General features: G+C 64.4%; 18 protein-coding genes. 7 read left to right on the forward strand and 11 right to left on the reverse strand.

Going from position 1 to position 16,079, the window contains the following annotated elements:
• Window positions 1–26 precede the first annotated feature (26 nt).
• A complete protein-coding gene (locus V6657_RS22320) occupies window positions 27–1,109 on the reverse strand; it encodes an MBL fold metallo-hydrolase (RefSeq protein ID WP_048933584.1) in 1,083 nt (360 codons plus the stop codon).
• A gap of 387 nt (window positions 1,110–1,496) precedes the next feature.
• On the opposite strand from V6657_RS22320, the gene V6657_RS22325 reads away from it, so the two are divergent.
• From V6657_RS22325 to V6657_RS22335, 3 genes are all read left to right on the forward strand, one after another.
• Window positions 1,497–2,159 carry a hypothetical protein gene (locus tag V6657_RS22325; protein ID WP_048933583.1) on the forward strand — a complete coding sequence of 221 codons (663 nt, stop codon included), beginning with the start codon at window positions 1,497–1,499 and terminating at the stop codon, window positions 2,157–2,159.
• Between the two features lie 148 nt (window positions 2,160–2,307).
• The gene (locus V6657_RS22330) at window positions 2,308–3,720 is read left to right on the forward strand and encodes a nucleobase:cation symporter-2 family protein (protein ID WP_048933582.1); all 1,413 of its coding nucleotides are present in this window, start codon (window positions 2,308–2,310) and stop codon (window positions 3,718–3,720) included.
• Between the two features lie 191 nt (window positions 3,721–3,911).
• Window positions 3,912–4,442: a hypothetical protein gene (locus V6657_RS22335; RefSeq protein WP_048933581.1), complete on the forward strand. Its 531-nt coding sequence runs from the start codon at window positions 3,912–3,914 to the stop codon at window positions 4,440–4,442.
• 54 nt (window positions 4,443–4,496) lie between these two features.
• On the opposite strand, the gene V6657_RS22340 is transcribed toward V6657_RS22335, so the two are convergent.
• Window positions 4,497–5,156 carry a cysteine hydrolase family protein gene (locus V6657_RS22340; protein WP_048933580.1) on the reverse strand — a complete coding sequence of 220 codons (660 nt, stop codon included), beginning with the start codon at window positions 5,154–5,156 and terminating at the stop codon, window positions 4,497–4,499.
• Window positions 5,157–5,293: 137 nt separating this feature from the next.
• On the opposite strand from V6657_RS22340, the gene V6657_RS22345 reads away from it, so the two are divergent.
• Complete coding sequence (locus V6657_RS22345) at window positions 5,294–6,262, forward strand: helix-turn-helix domain-containing protein (protein ID WP_137884523.1); 969 nt, start codon at window positions 5,294–5,296, stop codon at window positions 6,260–6,262.
• A 25-nt stretch (window positions 6,263–6,287) separates the two neighbouring features.
• On the opposite strand, the gene V6657_RS22350 is transcribed toward V6657_RS22345, so the two are convergent.
• Together V6657_RS22350 and V6657_RS22355 are read right to left on the reverse strand one after the other, a co-directional pair.
• Window positions 6,288–6,470, reverse strand: a complete 183-nt coding sequence (locus V6657_RS22350; RefSeq protein ID WP_048933578.1) for a glycine zipper 2TM domain-containing protein — start codon at window positions 6,468–6,470, stop codon at window positions 6,288–6,290.
• Between the two features lie 71 nt (window positions 6,471–6,541).
• On the reverse strand, window positions 6,542–7,102 hold the full coding sequence (locus V6657_RS22355; protein WP_021192817.1) for a YggT family protein: 561 nt from the start codon (window positions 7,100–7,102) through the stop codon (window positions 6,542–6,544).
• 202 nt (window positions 7,103–7,304) lie between these two features.
• On the opposite strand from V6657_RS22355, the gene V6657_RS22360 reads away from it, so the two are divergent.
• The gene (locus V6657_RS22360) at window positions 7,305–7,880 is read left to right on the forward strand and encodes a YbhB/YbcL family Raf kinase inhibitor-like protein (RefSeq protein WP_248694631.1); all 576 of its coding nucleotides are present in this window, start codon (window positions 7,305–7,307) and stop codon (window positions 7,878–7,880) included.
• A 24-nt stretch (window positions 7,881–7,904) separates the two neighbouring features.
• Here the strand turns inward: V6657_RS22360 and V6657_RS22365 are convergent, their stop codons facing one another.
• From V6657_RS22365 to V6657_RS22395, 7 genes are all read right to left on the reverse strand, one after another.
• Window positions 7,905–8,669 (reverse strand): substrate-binding domain-containing protein, encoded by a 765-nt coding sequence (locus V6657_RS22365; RefSeq protein WP_048933577.1) that lies wholly within the window; start codon window positions 8,667–8,669, stop codon window positions 7,905–7,907.
• A 57-nt stretch (window positions 8,670–8,726) separates the two neighbouring features.
• Window positions 8,727–9,719 carry a sulfonate ABC transporter substrate-binding protein gene (locus tag V6657_RS22370; RefSeq protein WP_048933576.1) on the reverse strand — a complete coding sequence of 331 codons (993 nt, stop codon included), beginning with the start codon at window positions 9,717–9,719 and terminating at the stop codon, window positions 8,727–8,729.
• A gap of 96 nt (window positions 9,720–9,815) precedes the next feature.
• Window positions 9,816–10,106 carry a DUF971 domain-containing protein gene (locus V6657_RS22375; protein ID WP_048933575.1) on the reverse strand — a complete coding sequence of 97 codons (291 nt, stop codon included), beginning with the start codon at window positions 10,104–10,106 and terminating at the stop codon, window positions 9,816–9,818.
• Entirely contained in the window at window positions 10,093–11,049 is a 957-nt protein-coding gene (locus tag V6657_RS22380; protein ID WP_048933574.1) for a HEAT repeat domain-containing protein, read from the reverse strand. The genes V6657_RS22375 and V6657_RS22380 overlap by 14 nt, the downstream gene beginning before the upstream one ends.
• Window positions 11,050–11,056: 7 nt before the next feature.
• Window positions 11,057–11,311 carry a ferredoxin family protein gene (locus tag V6657_RS22385; protein ID WP_048933573.1) on the reverse strand — a complete coding sequence of 85 codons (255 nt, stop codon included), beginning with the start codon at window positions 11,309–11,311 and terminating at the stop codon, window positions 11,057–11,059.
• Between the two features lie 2 nt (window positions 11,312–11,313).
• The gene (locus tag V6657_RS22390; RefSeq protein WP_048933572.1) at window positions 11,314–13,038 is read right to left on the reverse strand and encodes a fumarate reductase/succinate dehydrogenase flavoprotein subunit; all 1,725 of its coding nucleotides are present in this window, start codon (window positions 13,036–13,038) and stop codon (window positions 11,314–11,316) included.
• Window positions 13,035–13,823, reverse strand: a complete 789-nt coding sequence (locus V6657_RS22395) for a GntR family transcriptional regulator (RefSeq protein WP_048933571.1) — start codon at window positions 13,821–13,823, stop codon at window positions 13,035–13,037. Before V6657_RS22395 ends, V6657_RS22390 begins: the two co-directional genes overlap by 4 nt.
• Window positions 13,824–13,940: 117 nt before the next feature.
• Between V6657_RS22395 and V6657_RS22400 the strand changes: the two genes are divergently transcribed.
• Window positions 13,941–14,186, forward strand: coding sequence for a hypothetical protein (locus V6657_RS22400; protein ID WP_248694632.1), 246 nt, complete (start codon window positions 13,941–13,943; stop codon window positions 14,184–14,186).
• 231 nt (window positions 14,187–14,417) lie between these two features.
• The gene (locus V6657_RS22405; protein ID WP_048933569.1) at window positions 14,418–15,989 is read left to right on the forward strand and encodes a methyl-accepting chemotaxis protein; all 1,572 of its coding nucleotides are present in this window, start codon (window positions 14,418–14,420) and stop codon (window positions 15,987–15,989) included.
• Window positions 15,990–16,079 lie beyond the last annotated feature (90 nt).

Genomic DNA, 16,079 nt, shown 5'->3' on the forward strand with positions numbered 1-16,079 from the left:
AGTCTCTAGCGTTACCTGCCAGATTTTTACTGCGCGGCCAGCGAGTCATCTCGCGGCCGCGCTTTTTCTTTGGGCAACGCGGTGACAAGGCGTTGGGCCGCTGCGTCCCATACGCGCGTCTCGCCATGCTTGAAGAGGGCGAAGCGTTCTGCGGGCACGTCGGCAACCTTCAATGCGTGGGCCAGATCGGCGATGGGCTGGTCCAGCGGTTCGTCCGTCAGCGCGAACGTGCCCCAGTGGATGCCCACCGCCTGGCGCGCGCCGATGTCCTGCATGACCTGCACCGCCTCGGTCGGGTCGATGTGCTGGGCCTTCATGAACCAGCGCGGCTCGTAGGCGCCCACGGCAATGGCGGCCACATCAAAGTGGCTGAAGCGCGTGCCAATGTCGCGCGTGTCCTGCGAATACCCTAGGTCGCCCGAGAACCAGAAGCGCAGGCGCGGATGCAGCAATGCCCAACTGCCCCATAGCGTCTGGTTGCGGTCGTACAGGCCGCGAGCGGACCAATGCTGCACGGCGCAGAAGTGCGCGGTGAAGGGGCCGAATTGCGCTTCGTCGTCCCAGTCGAAGGCGCGCACGTTGGGGTTGTCACCTGATAGGCGCGTGCCGCGCACGTTGCGCGCAAACCAGTGGTCGATGCCCAGCGGCACGAAAAACATGGGTGCTCCGCCCGGCTGGCGCATCAGCGCACGCACGCTGGCTTTGTCCAGATGGTCGTAGTGGTTGTGCGAGATCAGCACCAGGTCGATATGCGGCAACTGCGTGAGCGACAGGCCCGGCGGCTGGTGGCGGCGCGGGCCGGCAAACGGCAGCGGCGAGGCGCGCTTGGAGAACACCGGGTCTGTCAGCACGTTGAGCCCATCAATCTGCAGCAGCAGTGTCTCGTGGCCGATCCAGGTGAGTTGCGGCACGTCGGGCGGCTGGTGTACCCCGCTCAGGTTGGGGGCAATGCAGGAGAGGTCCAGCGTGGGCGGCTTGGGGAGCCCGGCCTTGCGGCGCTCACGTTGCCATTTCCAGAAATCGCCGCCGGGGCGCGGATGGGGGTAGCGGTTGCGGAAGCCGTCCGGCGTGTGGTGAGGCTTGGCCGGATCGTAGTGAGGGTTCTTCATGGCATCGCTGGGGATGGACGAGTCCCGCAGTTGAGGGAACCCGCTTGAATATCAAGGAATATCAAGTTGTGTTGTTTCTTGAACTTTGGGTAAGCCACTGCCTAGGCTGAATCCGCCTCGCTGAGGCGCGCTGCGCAGCACATTCCGCTACGGGGTCGCGGCAGTTAAACCTTCCTCAAGGACCACAATGGATTCATCTCATCACTTGGCTGGGCAAACCGACGTTACGGATGCGCACGATGCGCATAAAAAAAGGGGACCGCCAACAATTTGACAGGTTGTCAGGAACCAGCGGCGAGCGGACAGATTGTTCTGCTGCCCGACGCCCGGGTTGCCACGTTTTCCACAGAATCACTGCCTGCCTATCGTAGTGCGCCGCCCCGCTTCATGCTGGGCAACGGGGCGCGGCAGGTCAGCGGTAGCGCTGCTCGGCTGGCGCAACTGCCTTCGGGTGCCATCGTCGGCATCAACGATTACCAGCTGATTGGCGACACCGCCGAGCTGGCCGATCTCCATCACCACCGCGGTTACATGCACGGGCGCTGGACGCGCGGCACCGTGCGCATGGGCGCGCAAACCTTAGCGGTTGGCGGCGGCGCGGGGGACTACCACTACGCCGTGATCGATCAGGCCGACTTGACCTTGCGCCAGCAAACCATGCTCGGCTGCCGCGGCTTGTTCACGACACCCACCGTGGTTGGCGGGTGCGGGCCCGTAGGCAGCGTGAGCGGCACGCTGGACATGGTCTGGCAGGACGGCACCCTGCGACTGATCGGCCGCCTGGAAGTGCAAGCCAACGGGCAGTGCGCGACGCTGCTGATCCGGCACTACCACCCCGATATTGGCGCCACCTGCCACGGTGGCAGCCCGTTTGGGCGCAGCACCTACGATCTCACGCCCGTGGTGGCCGACAACGGCATGCTGCGATGCGTCATCCTGTACCGCCAGCGATTCGACTCCGGCGTGACCTACCAGGGTGTGGCGATGTTCGAAGCACACTCGCATTTAAGAACGCAAAATATGTACACAAAAGACGGTAGCAATTGTTGACATAAGCCGGGGCGCGCTCCAAGATGCCGGCAAATGTGCGACATCACGTCGCGCAAATGTCGGCAGACGGGGCCCGCGCCCGGTCCGCTCGATGCACACCAGGCACGCTCCCGGCACGTACACGGGAGTGGCCTCAGGAGACAAGACAATGCGCCAATCCCCCGGCCTTCCCTCGCCGTCGTCCTCGACCTGCGTCGATCCTGTCAACGAACGCCTGCCGCTGCCGCGCCTGTTTGCACTCGGCCTGCAGCACCTGCTGGTGATGTATGCCGGTGCGATTGCGGTGCCGCTGATTGTCGGCAATGCGCTCGGCCTGTCGAAGAGCGATCTTTCGTATCTCGTCAATTGCGATTTGTTTGCGGCCGGTATCGGCACGCTCATCCAGTCGCTCGGCTTCCTGATCTTCGGGATCCGGCTGCCGGTGATGATGGGGGTGACGTTTGCCGCCGTGGCACCGATGATCGCCATCGGTGTGGAGCCCGGCATGGGGTTGCCCGGCATCTTTGGGGCGTCCATCGTTTCGGGTGTGTTCGGCATTGCCATTGCGCCGCTGATGGGCCGGCTGCTGGGCCTGTTCCCGCGCGTGGTGACGGGCACGGTCATCATGTTGATCGGCTTTTCGCTGCTGAGTGTGGGCATCAACTGGGCCGCCGGTGGCCAGCAGATGATTCCGCAGGTGGTGGACGGTGTGAAACACATGGTGCCGAACCCGGCCTTTGGCGACCCGTTCGGCCTGGCGATTGCCGCGCTGGTGCTGGTGACGATCCTGCTGCTGACCAAGTTCGGTAACGCGCTGCTGTGCAATATTGCTGTGCTGCTGGGCATCGTGGCGGGCACGCTGGTGGCCGCCGCGTTCGGCAAGGTGTCGCTGGCCGATGCAAGCGCCGCGCCGCTGATGACGCTGGTAACGCCGTTCCACTTCGGCATGCCCAAGTTCGAGCTGTCGGCCATCATCTCGATGTGCATCGTGATCGTGATCACGCTGGTGGAATCGACCGGCATGTTTCTCGCGCTGTCGCACGTGGTGGGCAAGCCCATCTCGCGCAACGAGCTGACCAACGGCCTGCGCGCCGACGGTCTGGCGACGGTGGTGGCCGGTGTGTTCAACACGTTCCCGCATACGTCGTTCTCGCAGAACATCGGGCTGGTGTCGATCACGGGTGTGCGCTCGCGCTACGTGGCGGCGGCGGGCGGTGTGCTGCTGATCGTGCTGGGGCTGTTTCCGAAGCTGTCGTACGTGGTGGCATCGGTGCCGCAGTACGTGCTGGGTGGCGCGGGGCTGGTGATGTTCGGCATGGTGGCCGCGGCCGGTATCCGCATGCTGGGCATGGTGGATTTCCAGAACCAGCGCCATAACCTGCTGATCATCGCCGTGTCGGTGGGCTTTGGCATGGTGCCGACGCTGGCGCCGACCTTCTTCCACCACTTTCCGGAATGGACGCACCCGATTACCCACAGCGGTATCGTCCTGGGCACGCTGGTGGCGGTGGTGCTCAACGCGTGGTTCAACGGCATCCGTGGTTCGCATGAGGTGATGAGCGGCGCCGCTGCAGCGCACTGAGTAACGCAACCCGCAACCATGCAACACCCCGCTTCAGGCGGGGTGTTTTGCTTTGGCGACACCAATCTGAGCGCAAGCGTTTGCTTATCGATTTCACAGTGCACGCTGCGCAGTTTCACGGTTCTGCAAATAAAGCGCCTTAGGTTGTGCCCAATCTTCGGAGGAGGAAGAGAAAAAGCGGGGAGGAAACCATGCAAGCGCTATCAGCACGATTCGAAAAGACAGACGCGGGGCGCCGTGAGATCGCCACGCGCAATGGCGCGCTCAGCCGCTCAAGCCGCGCGCTGCTCATCATGGTGGACGGCCAGGCCACGGGCGAGGATCTTGCCGTGCGTGCGAGCCAACTGGGTCTGGAAGCGCAGGCCGTGCTCGAACTGCTGCAGGCGGGTTTCATTCAGATTGCGGCCGATGTTGCTGGTGAGCCTGCCTTGGTTCAGGTTGCCGAACCGCAGCCCGAGCCGCTCAAACCTGCCGCGCCCAATCGCAAGCGCTCGCTGGCTGCGGCACGCATGTACCTCATGGACATTGCGGCGCGCACGTTCAGCTCGGCCGAGCATCCGATCCGCCAGCGCCTGGTCGAGGCCACCGACCGCGCGTCTGTGGAAGGGGCATTCGAGGCGCTGATGGCAGCCCTGCGCGAAGCCACCTCGGCGTCGATGGTGGAGCAGGTCGAGGTGTCCTTCCGGGGGTTTCTGCCGGCTGAAGAGGGTGCGGCTGGCTGAGCACAAACACCCCGCGCAAGGCGAGGTGTTTTTTTTTGCGATAACGCCGAGCGATCAAGCGGCCTTCTGCGCAACGTCGTCCTTCAGCAGACCACGCGCCCGCTGATTGGACTTGTAGATGTTGTCGCGCACCGGCACCGCACCGGTCTTCACGCTGTGCACCCAATCCTGGGTCGACATCACCGCCGCAAAGCGCGATTGCAGCACCACGCTGAACACACGGTGGATCTCTTCCGCGCTGGCAAAGCCCGCCTGGTTCTGATACGGCACCGAGCCCGACGCGTCGTGCAGAAACTCCACCGCCGTGCCGTTGTGCAGCGCGTGGTTGATGGTGGAGGCATCGCAGTTGTGCGTCATGTAGCCGACCACGGTCAATGTGTCGATGCCGTTGGTTTGCAGCCATTGCGCCAGATCGGTTTCCGGGTATGCACTCGGCAGCGTCTTGCTTACGTAGTGGTCGTGCGGGCGCGAGGCCACCACCGGGTGCAGTTGCCAGCCGTCCGTGTCAATGGCAAACAGCGGCGAGCTGGCGGGCGAGGTCTGCTGCACAACGATCACCGGAATGCCTGCCTCACGCGCCGTATCCATGGCAACGCCGACATTGGCGACAGTCTGCTGCGGGTTCGGATACTCGATCGGCAGGCCGCCGGTGAAGTACTCGTTCTGCACATCGATGACGATCAGGGCGCGCTTCGGGGTGATGTTTGCGGTCATGGCTGGCTCCTCGGAGAGGGTTTGGGGTTGGGGCATTGCGTGAGCCCATGGACAGCATCTTCGTGCATGGCTATCCTTCCCGACAGTGGCCCGGAAGACATTCATCGATGAAATTGGGCCAAACACGCGGAGCCCCCATGCAACCCCAGGAAATCGCCGTTCTGGCTTTCAATGACATCAGCCCATTTCACCTCTCGGTGCCGTGCTTGGTGTTCGAAGACCGCATCTGGGCGGGGCTGCCTGCGTACAACCTGCGGATCTGCGCGGGTGAACCCGCCAGGAAAGGCGGCCTGCGCACCACCGCAGGGTTTGCCGTACAGACGGACCTGACGCTGGAAGACGCGGCCCGCGCCGACGTGCTGATCGTGCCGTCATGGCGCGACACAGATGAGCGCCCGCCCGCACCCATGGTGAATGCCGTGCGCGATGCGTACGCGAGGGGTGCCACGGTCGTCGGCCTGTGCCTGGGGGCGTTTGTGCTGGCCGAAGCGGGCGTGCTCGACGGCCATGAAGCCACCACGCATTGGAGCGCGGTTGAGGCATTCTCGCAGCGCTATCCGCGCGTGAAGCTTGTACCCGATGTGCTGTATCTGGATGCCGACGATGGCCGGCTGGTGACATCTGCCGGTACGGCTGCGGGGCTGGATTGCTGCCTGCACCTCGTGCGCCGCTGGCATGGCGCAGAGGTGGCCAACCGCATTGCGCGCCGGCTGGTGGTGGCACCGCACCGGCAGGGCGGGCAGGCGCAATACATTGAGCAGCCGCTGCACGATGCACCGGGTGGCGATCGCTTATCCGATCTGCTGAACTGGGCCGTTGCCAACCTGGCTGAGCCGCACACGCTGGATTCGCTGGCTGAACGCGCCGCGATGAGCCGACGCAATTTCACGCGACGCTTTCGTGAGTTGACCGGCGCGACTGTCGGCCAATGGTTGCTCGGCCAACGTCTGGCCTACGCACAACGCATGCTGGAGACCACGCGCCAGCCGGTGGAAGCGATTGCACAACTGGCAGGCTTCGGCAGTGCGGTGTCGTTGCGCCAGCATTTCAGCCGGACGTATCACACCTCACCCAGCGCGTATCGCGCGCTGTTCGCGCACACCTGAAGAGAGAAGAGATGGGCGGGACTGGCTACTTGCTCAGCTCGTGGCCGATCACACCGCCGGCCACTGCGCCGCCGATCGTGCCGGCCGGGCTGTGTGTCAGCTCATGGCCTGCCACGCCGCCCGCCACTGCACCGCCTACGGTACATGCCGCCAATGCCGGGGCCAGTGCTGCAATCGCGCAAATCAGCGCCGTTTTCCATGTGTTCATGTGTGCTCTCCTGATAGGGCCGGCGCAGTGCGTGCGCTGGCACCTTCAGTCGAGCAAGGCGCGTGCCGCGCTCACATGAACAGCGGCGAAAGCGACAGGTGCGACAGCGCGATCACCAGCACCTGCGCAATCACCAGCAGGATCAGCGGAGAGAGATCCAGCCGCCCGCCCAGCGGCGGCACCACGCGGCGGATCGGGCGCAGCAGCGGATCGACCAACGTATTGAGCACCGCGCCCATGGGCGATGCCGGGCCCATCCACGACAGGATGGCCGACGCAATGGTCACCCAGACCAGCACGTTGAACGCCCACTTGAGCACCGTGAACAGCGCTGCCACAAAGCCCCACGGCAGGAGCGCCATCGGGCTCACGCCCACGGAGGCCAGCAGCAGGAACAGATACACGAGCGCCGTGGCATAGGCCGCCACCAGCGACGACCAATCGATGTAGCCCGTGGCCGGAATCACCCGGCGCAGCGGATGCACCAGCCAGCCCGTCAGTTGAAAGATGGCCTGCGACAGCGGATTGCGCGGTGACAGCCGCACCGCCTGCGTCCAGGCGCGTATCAACAGCGCGGCGCCAAAGAGCGAGAAGATCGTGTCGAGCAGAAAACGCGTGATGTCGCCGAACATGCGCCCGGGTCTCCTATGGTCAGGTGAGGCAAAAGCTGCGAGGGCGAGAGGCTCGCCGGAGGGCGGCTATTGTCGCATGGGACTCTGACGGTACGCTGCGTGGGCCACCTGTGATGATGTGTCGCGCGCGGTAGGCGCGTCGTGGGCCTTGGAGTATCGTCTCGGCGCTTTTCAGACCTCAAGCCTCTCAAGGAGATCCACCGTGATACTACGTGTGCTCCGCGCGCCGCTCAGCGCCGCGCTGTTTTTATTCGCAAGCCTGTCGGCCGTGCCTGCTGCGCATGCCGAGACCGGCGTCTTCACCCTTCAGTCGTCCGCGTTTGCTGACAACGGCGTCATCGACCGCAAGTACGCCGGCAAGAACCCCGCGAACCAGAATTGCACGGGCGAGAACATCTCTCCGGCGCTGAGCTGGTCCAACCTGCCGGCCGGCACCAAGAGCCTGGCGTTGATCGTGAGTGATCCGCAGGGCCAACTCGGCCAAGGTGCGAACCATTGGTTGACCTACGGCATTCCCGCCACGCAGACCGAGTTGCGCGAAGGCGCCGCCACAAGCGATGCCCTGCGCATGGGCCAGAATACCTTTGGCGACCCAGCCTACCTGGGGCCGTGCCCTCCCAAGGGCTCGGGCATGCCCCATTACATCTTCCTGCTGATCGCCACCGACTTGGCGCCCGACGCGCTGCCCAGCGGGCTCACCCGCACCGAGCTGGATGCCGCCCTCAAGGGGCACACCAAGGGCGCTGCGGCCTGGATTGGCCGCTTCGGCAACTTCTGATGTGAGTGCGCTGGCCGCCTGCGCTCACTGCGCTGCGGCCGGCTCCATGCCTTTGCGCACGAGTAGGGCGGCAGCCTCCTTGCTGCGCAGCGCCTGTAGCAAGGCCTGCGCACCCGCAAGGTTTTTCGCGTGGACATTCACACCGGCCGCATACACGGTGTAGTTCTGAATGGCCGCAGGCAGCGGTCCGACGTACTGGATGTGCGGCACCGCGAGCAATTCGCTGACTTGATGCACGGCCAGCGCCGCTTTGCCATCGACGAGCCGGGCACCCACCAGCCCGCCGTGAACCAGCACCGCCTTCGGCGCAATCGCCTGCGCAATGCCCAGCGTCTCAAACAGCTTCGATAGATAGATGCCCGACGACCCGCCCGCCGCCGGGTCCAGATACGCCACCGATGGTGCCGCCAGCAACGTCTGCTTGAACTGATCGACCGTCGAGATCGCGGGCCTGGGCGCACCCTCGGGCACGGCAACGCCAATGCCGACGCGCGCCACGTTGCTGAGCGTCGGTGCCAGATTGCCCGACGCACTGAGCGCTTTCGCCAGGGGCTCGGGCAGGATCGCCACGTCAAAAGCCTCGCCGGCTTGAATACGCTTGGCCAGTTCGCCTGCCGTGCCGTTGGAGATGATGAGGTGGACCGCGCCCGATTGTTCAAGCGAAGGTGCCAATGCATCGAGCACAGGCCGGAACGCGCCCGCGCTCAAGACGGTGATGTCAGCCGCGCAAGCCGGCCCCGCCATGCCCAGCGCGAAGAGCGTTGCCAGAAGCGGAATTCTCGGGATCAAGATGCGGCTCCGTTCATGTGTCGGTGCCGCACCTTAGCACTGCACGCTGCAACGGGCTTACAACCCCGCTACTGGAAAGCTCGCTTGCCAGACCGCGCTTTGCACGTTCACGGCTTTCGGAATCAGCTTCTGCTGCAGGAACAGGTCAGCAATCTGCTGTTGTGACGCTACGATTTCCGGCGTGATGGGCGTTACGCCGTAAGGCACGCGCCGCAGCCAGGTTTCCACCACGGGTTGTTCAATACCGAGCTTGGGCGCCAACAGCGCCGCTGTCTCCTGTGGATGCTGATTCACCCACAGGCCCGAGGTGCGCAACTGCGCCAGGATGGTATTGACCGCGCGCGGATGCGCTTTCACAAACTCCGGCGTGGCCTCGTAGAAGTTGGAGGTCGGCACCTCGCTGAAGTCGCCCAGCGTGCGCGTCTTCAGCGCTTTCTGCGCCAGCGCGTAGTACGGGTCCCACACGACCCACGCATCCACGGCACCGCTCTCGAAGGCGGCACGTGCCTCGGCGGGTGGCAGGTAGATCGGCTGCACATCCTGCACCGTCAGGTTGGCGCGCTTGAGCAACTGCACCAGCAGGTAGTGCGAGCTGGAGCCCTTCTGCAGCGCAATGCGCTTGCCCTTCAGGTCGGCCACGCTGTGCGCGGGCGAGCCGTCGAGCACGAACAGCGCCTCGTTGGTCTTGCCGCCCGGCTCCGCACCCACATAGACGAGGCGTGCGCCTGCCGCCTGCGCAAACACGGCCGGCGGCGCACCGGTATAGCCGAAGTCGATGCTGCCCGTGTTTAGCGCCTCCAGCAGTTGCGGCCCGGCGGGGAATTCCTTCCACTCGACCTTGTAGCCGAGCTCCCCCAGCGGCTTGTCGAGCGAGCCCTGCGCTTTGAGCACGGCCAGCAGCCCTGCCTTCTGAAAGCCGATGCGCACCGTGCCGGCCGGGTCGGCGGCTTGGGTGAGGCCCGCGCTCAGCGCAAGGCCGGCACCCAGCAGCGCGGCAAGCCAGCGTCGTCGGCCAGACGATGGGGGGGTATGAGGCGATTGGGTTTGCATGCTTCCTCCAGCGAGTTGGGTGTTGTGCGGTCGATGCTACGGACCGCACGTGCGCGAAGGAACGAACAAGATTGCATGTGCATAGATGCAGCTGCGTCAGCCTGTTGCTGTGGCAGCCAACTCCGCCAGATACGCCCACGGATAGATGCCGCGCGCATGCCCATCGTTGAAGATCAGTTGCACGCCATAGCCTGCAGGTTCGATGGCCATGACGCGCGTATCGGCCGGCGCATGGATCGGCGTGCCGTGATGACGCTTGAACTGGCATTCGGCGCATCGGCAGGCTTCACGCAACGCAACGTGGTCAAGCGTGATGGCTGCCTCTTTCCAATGCAGCTGCAATGCGCCCTTTGCGATGTCGTTATCGATGCGCTCAGGTGGTTGCACGGGCGGTTCCGATCTGTGCCAGCGCAATCCGCACGGCTTTGACGACTTCGGGGTCGCCATCGGCTTCTGCGTTGCGCAGGGCGGGCAGGGCAGCGGCATCGCCGATCTCACCCAGCGCCAGCGCCGCTTCCTTGCGCAGATTGCTGATGGGGTGCGCGAACAACGCGGCGAGTGCATCAACGGCATGCGCAGCGCGCCAGCGGCCAAGTGCGCGGGCGGCTTGTAGACGGACTTGCCAGTAGTCATCCGCCAGCGCATCGACCAAGGCTTGCGTGACGTGCGCCTCGGGAGCCAGCGCGCGCAGCTTGCCGAGCGTGCTGGCGCTTTCCTCTCGCACGCGCCAGGTGGTGTCGCGCAGCGCATCGAGCAGCGCAGGCAGCACGGATGCATCCGTCGCAAGGCCAAGCGCACCCACAGCCGCGCGCCGCACGTCTGCATCGTGGTCATGGCGGGCGCGTTCTGCCAGGGCAGGCAGCGCGGCCGCATGCTTGCGCCAACCGAGCACGGCCACCGCTTCGCGGCGCACGGTGGCATCAGCGTCTTGCAAGGCATGCAGTGCGGGCGCTTCGCTCTCCGGCACGCGCAGTTCTCGCAAGCCACGCAGGGCGGCTGCGCGCACGAAGCCACTCGCATGGTCGACGTACGGCAGCAGCGCGGGCGCAGAGTCGGGCGACTTCAGTTCACCCAGGCCGAGCGCTGCCGCATCACGCACGGCAGCATCTGCGTCTTCCAACGCGCGGGCGAGTGCGGCCACCGTATCGGGCTGCTCCCAGGTTGCGAGGATGCGGGCGGCTTCGAGCCGAACCTCGGGCGCAGGGTCGTGCGCAAGCAGCGCAATCACCTCGGGCAACGCATCGGCATCTTCCTCATCGGCGAGCTGCAGAAGCGCGACGCGGCGCGTGGCGGCATCGTCATCGTGTAATCGGTGCAGGTAGCTCGTCATCGCACCCTCAACGCAGCAGGTAGGGAATGTCGACCTTTACCGCGCCGGTTGGGCAGTCCTGCTCGCAGGGCATGCAGTACCAGCACTCGTCGAATTGCATGAAGGCCTTGCCCTTGGTGAGATCGATGGCGAGCAGGTCGAGCGGGCAGACGTCAACGCACACCGTGCAGCCCTTGTCGGCAATGCACTTGGCTTCGTCAATGGTGACGGGCGCGCTGCTGCGCGAGGCGATGTCGTGAGGGGTATGGGTGGTGTGGGGCATGATCAGGCGGCTTGGGGAATGCGCAGGTGTGCGTACGAGTCCGTACTGTGCACATCAACGGGAATGACATAAGGCTCAACGGCCTGCTTGCGACTGGTCATGGCGCCATGCGCATCTTTGTAGAGGCGCGTGTGGCAGAACCAGCTGGCGTCGTCGCGCTCGGGGTAGTCCACACGGTGGTGGTACAGGCCCCAGCGGCTTTCCGTGCGGAAGAGCGAGGCACGCGCGGCCATCTCTGCGCAGTCGCGGATGAAGCTGACTTCCATCGCACGCATCAGCTCGTGCGGGTTGCGGGCGTGCAGGTGCGTGATGTCTTCGGCAATCTCATCAAAGCGGCGCAGGCCGATCTCCATCTTGCGTGTGACCTTGGGCGGCTGCAGGTAGTCGTTCACCATGCGGCGCAGTTTGTATTCCACCTGCGCCGGGGCAAGGCCGTGTTCGCGTTGCAACGGCGCAAAGATGCGCGCTCGCTCGCGGGCAATCTGCTCGTCGTCGATGCGTACGTTGCCTTGTTTTCCGGCGATGTAATCCGCCGCGTTCTGCCCGGCAAACCAGCCATACGTGAACGCGCCCAGCATGTAGTTGTGCGGTACGGCGGCCATGTCGCCGGCGGAGTAGAGGCCTGGCACTGTTGTCTCCGCCCGCGCATTCACATACACGCCCGATGCGCTGTGCCCGCTGCAGAAGCCGATTTCCGAGATGTGCATCTCCACCATCTGTGTGCGGTAATCGGTGCCGCGCCCTGCATGGAAGCGGCCACGGCTTGGGCGTTCGTTGGTGTGCAGGATGGTCTCGATGGTCTGGATGGTTTCTTCGGCCAGGTGGTCGAGCTTGAGGAAGACCGGTCCCTTGCCGCCCTGCAGCTCCTGGTAGAACTCCCACATCATCTGGCCACTCCAGTAGTCGCACTGGATGAAGCGCTCGCCGCGCGCGTTGGCGGTAAAGCCGCCCAGTGGGCCGGTCACGTAGGCGCAGGCTGGGCCGTTGTAATCTTTGATGAGTGGGTTGATCTGGAAGCATTCCAGGTTGGCGAGTTCTGCACCGGCGTGGTACGCCATCGCATAGCCGTCGCCCGCGTTGGTGGGGTTCTCGTACGTGCCCATCAGGTAGCCCGACGCGGGCAGGCCGAGCCGCCCGGCGGCGCCGCAACTCAGCACCACGGCCTTCGCGCGCACCACGAGGAAATCCGCCGTGCGGCAATCAAAGCCGAGCACGCCGCACGCCGCGCCATCCACATCCGTCAGCACACGCGTGACGACGATGCGGTTGGTGATCTCCACCCGCGCACGCTTGAGCTGCCGATACAGCACCTTCTTGATGTCGTGCCCCTCGGGCATCGGCAGCACGTAACTGCCCATGTGATGCACCTTCTTGACGGCGTAGTCGCCGGTCTCGTCCTTCTCGAACTTCACGCCCCAGCGGTCGAGTTGCTCGATGGTGGCAAAGCTGTGCTGCGCATAGGCGTACACGCCGGATTGATCGACGATGCCGTCATTGGCCAGCGTGATCTCGCGCGTGTATTGCTCGGGCGTGGCGTGGCCGGGAATGACCGCGTTGTTCAGCCCATCCATGCCCATCGAGATGGCGCCACTGCGCTTGACGTGTGCCTTGTCGATCAGCAGCACGCGCAGCGCGGGGTTGCGCTCTTTTGCCTTGATCGCCGCCATTGGGCCGGCGGTGCCGCCGCCCACGATGACGAGGTCGTACTCCAGTTCCTGCGTGTTCATACGGTGCCTTGCGAGGGGAAGATGGTTTGCGCCGATGCGGCCACGTGTCGGTCCAGCCGGAGCCGGTACTGGAAGGTGTCACCGCGAAAGTAGAGGCGCTCAAAGTCGATGGGTTTGCCATGCGCGTCGTGCGTCAGCCGTTCCACACGCAGGATGGGCGCGCCTGCCCCCACGTCGAGTGTCGTCGCGGTTGCGTGATCCGCCAGCGCCGCATCAATGGCCAGCGTGGCGTGGCCCAGCGGCACGCCTGCGTCCTGCTCCAGCACAAGAAACACGTCGCGCGTTGCCAGATCTGCGCGGGCCACAACGCGCCCAAGGGCTTCCGGCAGCCACGTCACTTCCAGCGATACCGCTGCGCGATCCAGCAACCGCACGCGATGCAATTCGGTGACGGGCGTGCCGGGCGCAAGCTGCAGCGCCTGCGCTACATCCATTGGCGCGGGCACCGTTTCCAACCGCAGCACGCGGTTGTGGATGCTGTGGCCCTGCGCGGACATCGCCTCCGCAAAGCCCTGCAGCGCCGTCACGTTCTGGAACGCCTTCGGCGCGCTGACAAAGGTGCCCTTGCCATGGCGGCGGAAGATCAGCCCTTCGTTCTGCAGATCGGCCAATGCCTGGCGTACGGTGATGCGGCTGGCGCCAAACTGCTCGCACAGGGCGGCTTCGGATGGCAGCAGCGTATCGGGCGCGGCTTGTCCGCTGAGGATGATCTCGCGCAGCGCGCCCTTGATTCGCTCATAGAGCGGCGGCGCGGGCAGGCGGGGAGAGGGTGGGGACGTCGTCATCTGGGTGCGAACTCGTCATAACAAGTTCGCCCAGTCTAAAAAGCCAGCGTTGCCGGGGGAACGAAGCTTTTTCGATATGGTTCTGCGATTTTTGCGGGCGAAAGCCTGGGGCGTTTTGTGCGCGGCACGATGCTGACCGGTGGGGTGGGACTCATCAGCGGCAGTGTGGTGGGTGTGTTGCTGCTGGGTGTGATCCAGTCGCTGAGCCTCATGCAGCGCGTGCTGGGACGTAGCCAGCGTGGGGCGGCTGTGCCGCCATCGGGCGGGCATCGATCGGCACGGCAGGCTGCCAAACCGGCCAACGATGCCGCTGCCCCGGCAGCCATCGTGCACGCCCAGCATGCAACGGTATCGCCTGGCTGAGGTGTCGCGTTAGCACCGTACCGATGCCTCAGATTGGAGCATGTGGGCGCATCATTTTTGCTCGCCCGCTGGCTCCAATGCACCACATCCAAGCATTGTCTGTGTGCGGTGCCTTTGCACCCAGAGAAACGCAAAAATCCTCTTCAGGGGACCAGTCGCAAGTCGATATGCACCTTAAGCATGTCTCACATGCGGAATATTTATCACTGGGCAACGATCGGGGGAGAAAACATGAGCTCAATGGTGCATTCGGTACGGTTCAAACTCTTGGCGGCCTTCGGTCTGTGCTTGGCACTGCTGCTCGCCACGGGCGTGTTTGGTGTCACGGGCTTGATTCGGCTCAACAGCAATATGGCCGACGCCTACACCGGCAACACGCTGCCGATTGTGCAGTTGGGGGAGTTGCGCGCGGCGCAGCTCGATGCACGTCTGCAGTTACGTCGTGCGCAGTTGGTCAAGGACGATCCGGCCCAAGTGCGAACGTTTGTTGAAGCGCTCCGTAAGGACATGGACCAGATCAACAGCAGTTGGAAGCAATACTTCCCAGCCAGCATCACCAGCGAGGAGGAGCGTCGCATTGCGAACAAGTTCAATGGGGCGCTGCCGCAGTTCAATGCGAGCATGAATGACACGGTGAGCGCACTGCAAGCCGGTCAGGCCGACAAGGCGGTCCAGATCATCGACCGCCAAGCCGCTGCGAGCACAGAAATGGGCGACCTGCTCGAGCAAGACATCGCTATCAACGTGGCGCAGGCCAAGGATTTTGCGGCCGATAGCGATGCCACGTACCACCGGATTCTTGTCTGGGCCATCGTGCTGGTGTGCGCAGGGTTTGCAGTGGGTGTGGGCATGTGCTGGTACTTGCTGCGTGCGATCTCGCGCCCGCTCAGCCGCGCCGTCAACGTGGCCAACGACATTGCCGGTGGCAAGCTGGAGAACGGCATCGTTGTCGACACGCAGGGCGAGTTTCGCGAGCTGCTGGTCGCGTTGCGCAAGATGGACGAGCAACTGACCGAAACGGTGCGCGGCATCAAGGTCTCGGCCGAATCGGTGACGGTGGCGTCCAAGGAGATTGCCGCCGGCAATATTGATTTGTCCTCACGCACGGAGCAGCAGGCCGCATCGCTGGAAGAAACCGCGTCGAGCATGACGCAGTTGACCGAGACCGTGAAGCAGAACGCCGAGAACGCGGCCCAGGCCGATGCGCTGGCCTCCAACGCCAGCACCATCGCACAGGCCGGCAACGTGGCCGTGCAGGCGATGGTCGGCACGATCGACCAGATCAGCACCAGTTCGGGCAAGATTTCCGAGATCACCGGGCTGATCGAGGGCATTGCCTTCCAGACCAACATCCTGGCGCTCAACGCCGCCGTGGAAGCCGCACGGGCCGGCGAGCAGGGCCGAGGCTTTGCCGTGGTCGCCAGCGAGGTGCGCACGCTCGCACAACGCTCGGCCTCTGCTGCCAAGGAGATCAAGGGCCTGATTGGCGCCTCCGTTGCCGTGGTGCAGGCGGGCTCACAACAGGCCGCCGAAGTGGGCGAGACCATGGCCGAAGTGAAGGAGGCCATCCGCCGCGTGTCGGAGATCGTGACCGAGATTGCCGCGGCGTCTGCCGAGCAAAGCCGGGGCATCGAACAAGTCAACCAGGCCGTCGTGCAGATGGACGAAGTCACGCAACAGAACGCCGCGCTGGTGGAGCAGGCGGCAGCGGCAGCGCAGTCGCTCGAAGAGCAGGCAACGACCTTGCGGCGTGCGGTATCGGTATTCCGCATGGGGAATGGCACCGGCGCAGCATTTGCCTGAACCACGCGTAGCGCAGGGCAGAAGCGGGCGGCTTGAATAAGTTGTTTCATGCAACTATATTGGTTGTTCCACGCAACCAATCGAGGCTGT

Source organism: Ralstonia sp. RRA, assembly GCF_037023145.1.
Classification (GTDB): Bacteria; Pseudomonadota; Gammaproteobacteria; order Burkholderiales; family Burkholderiaceae; genus Ralstonia.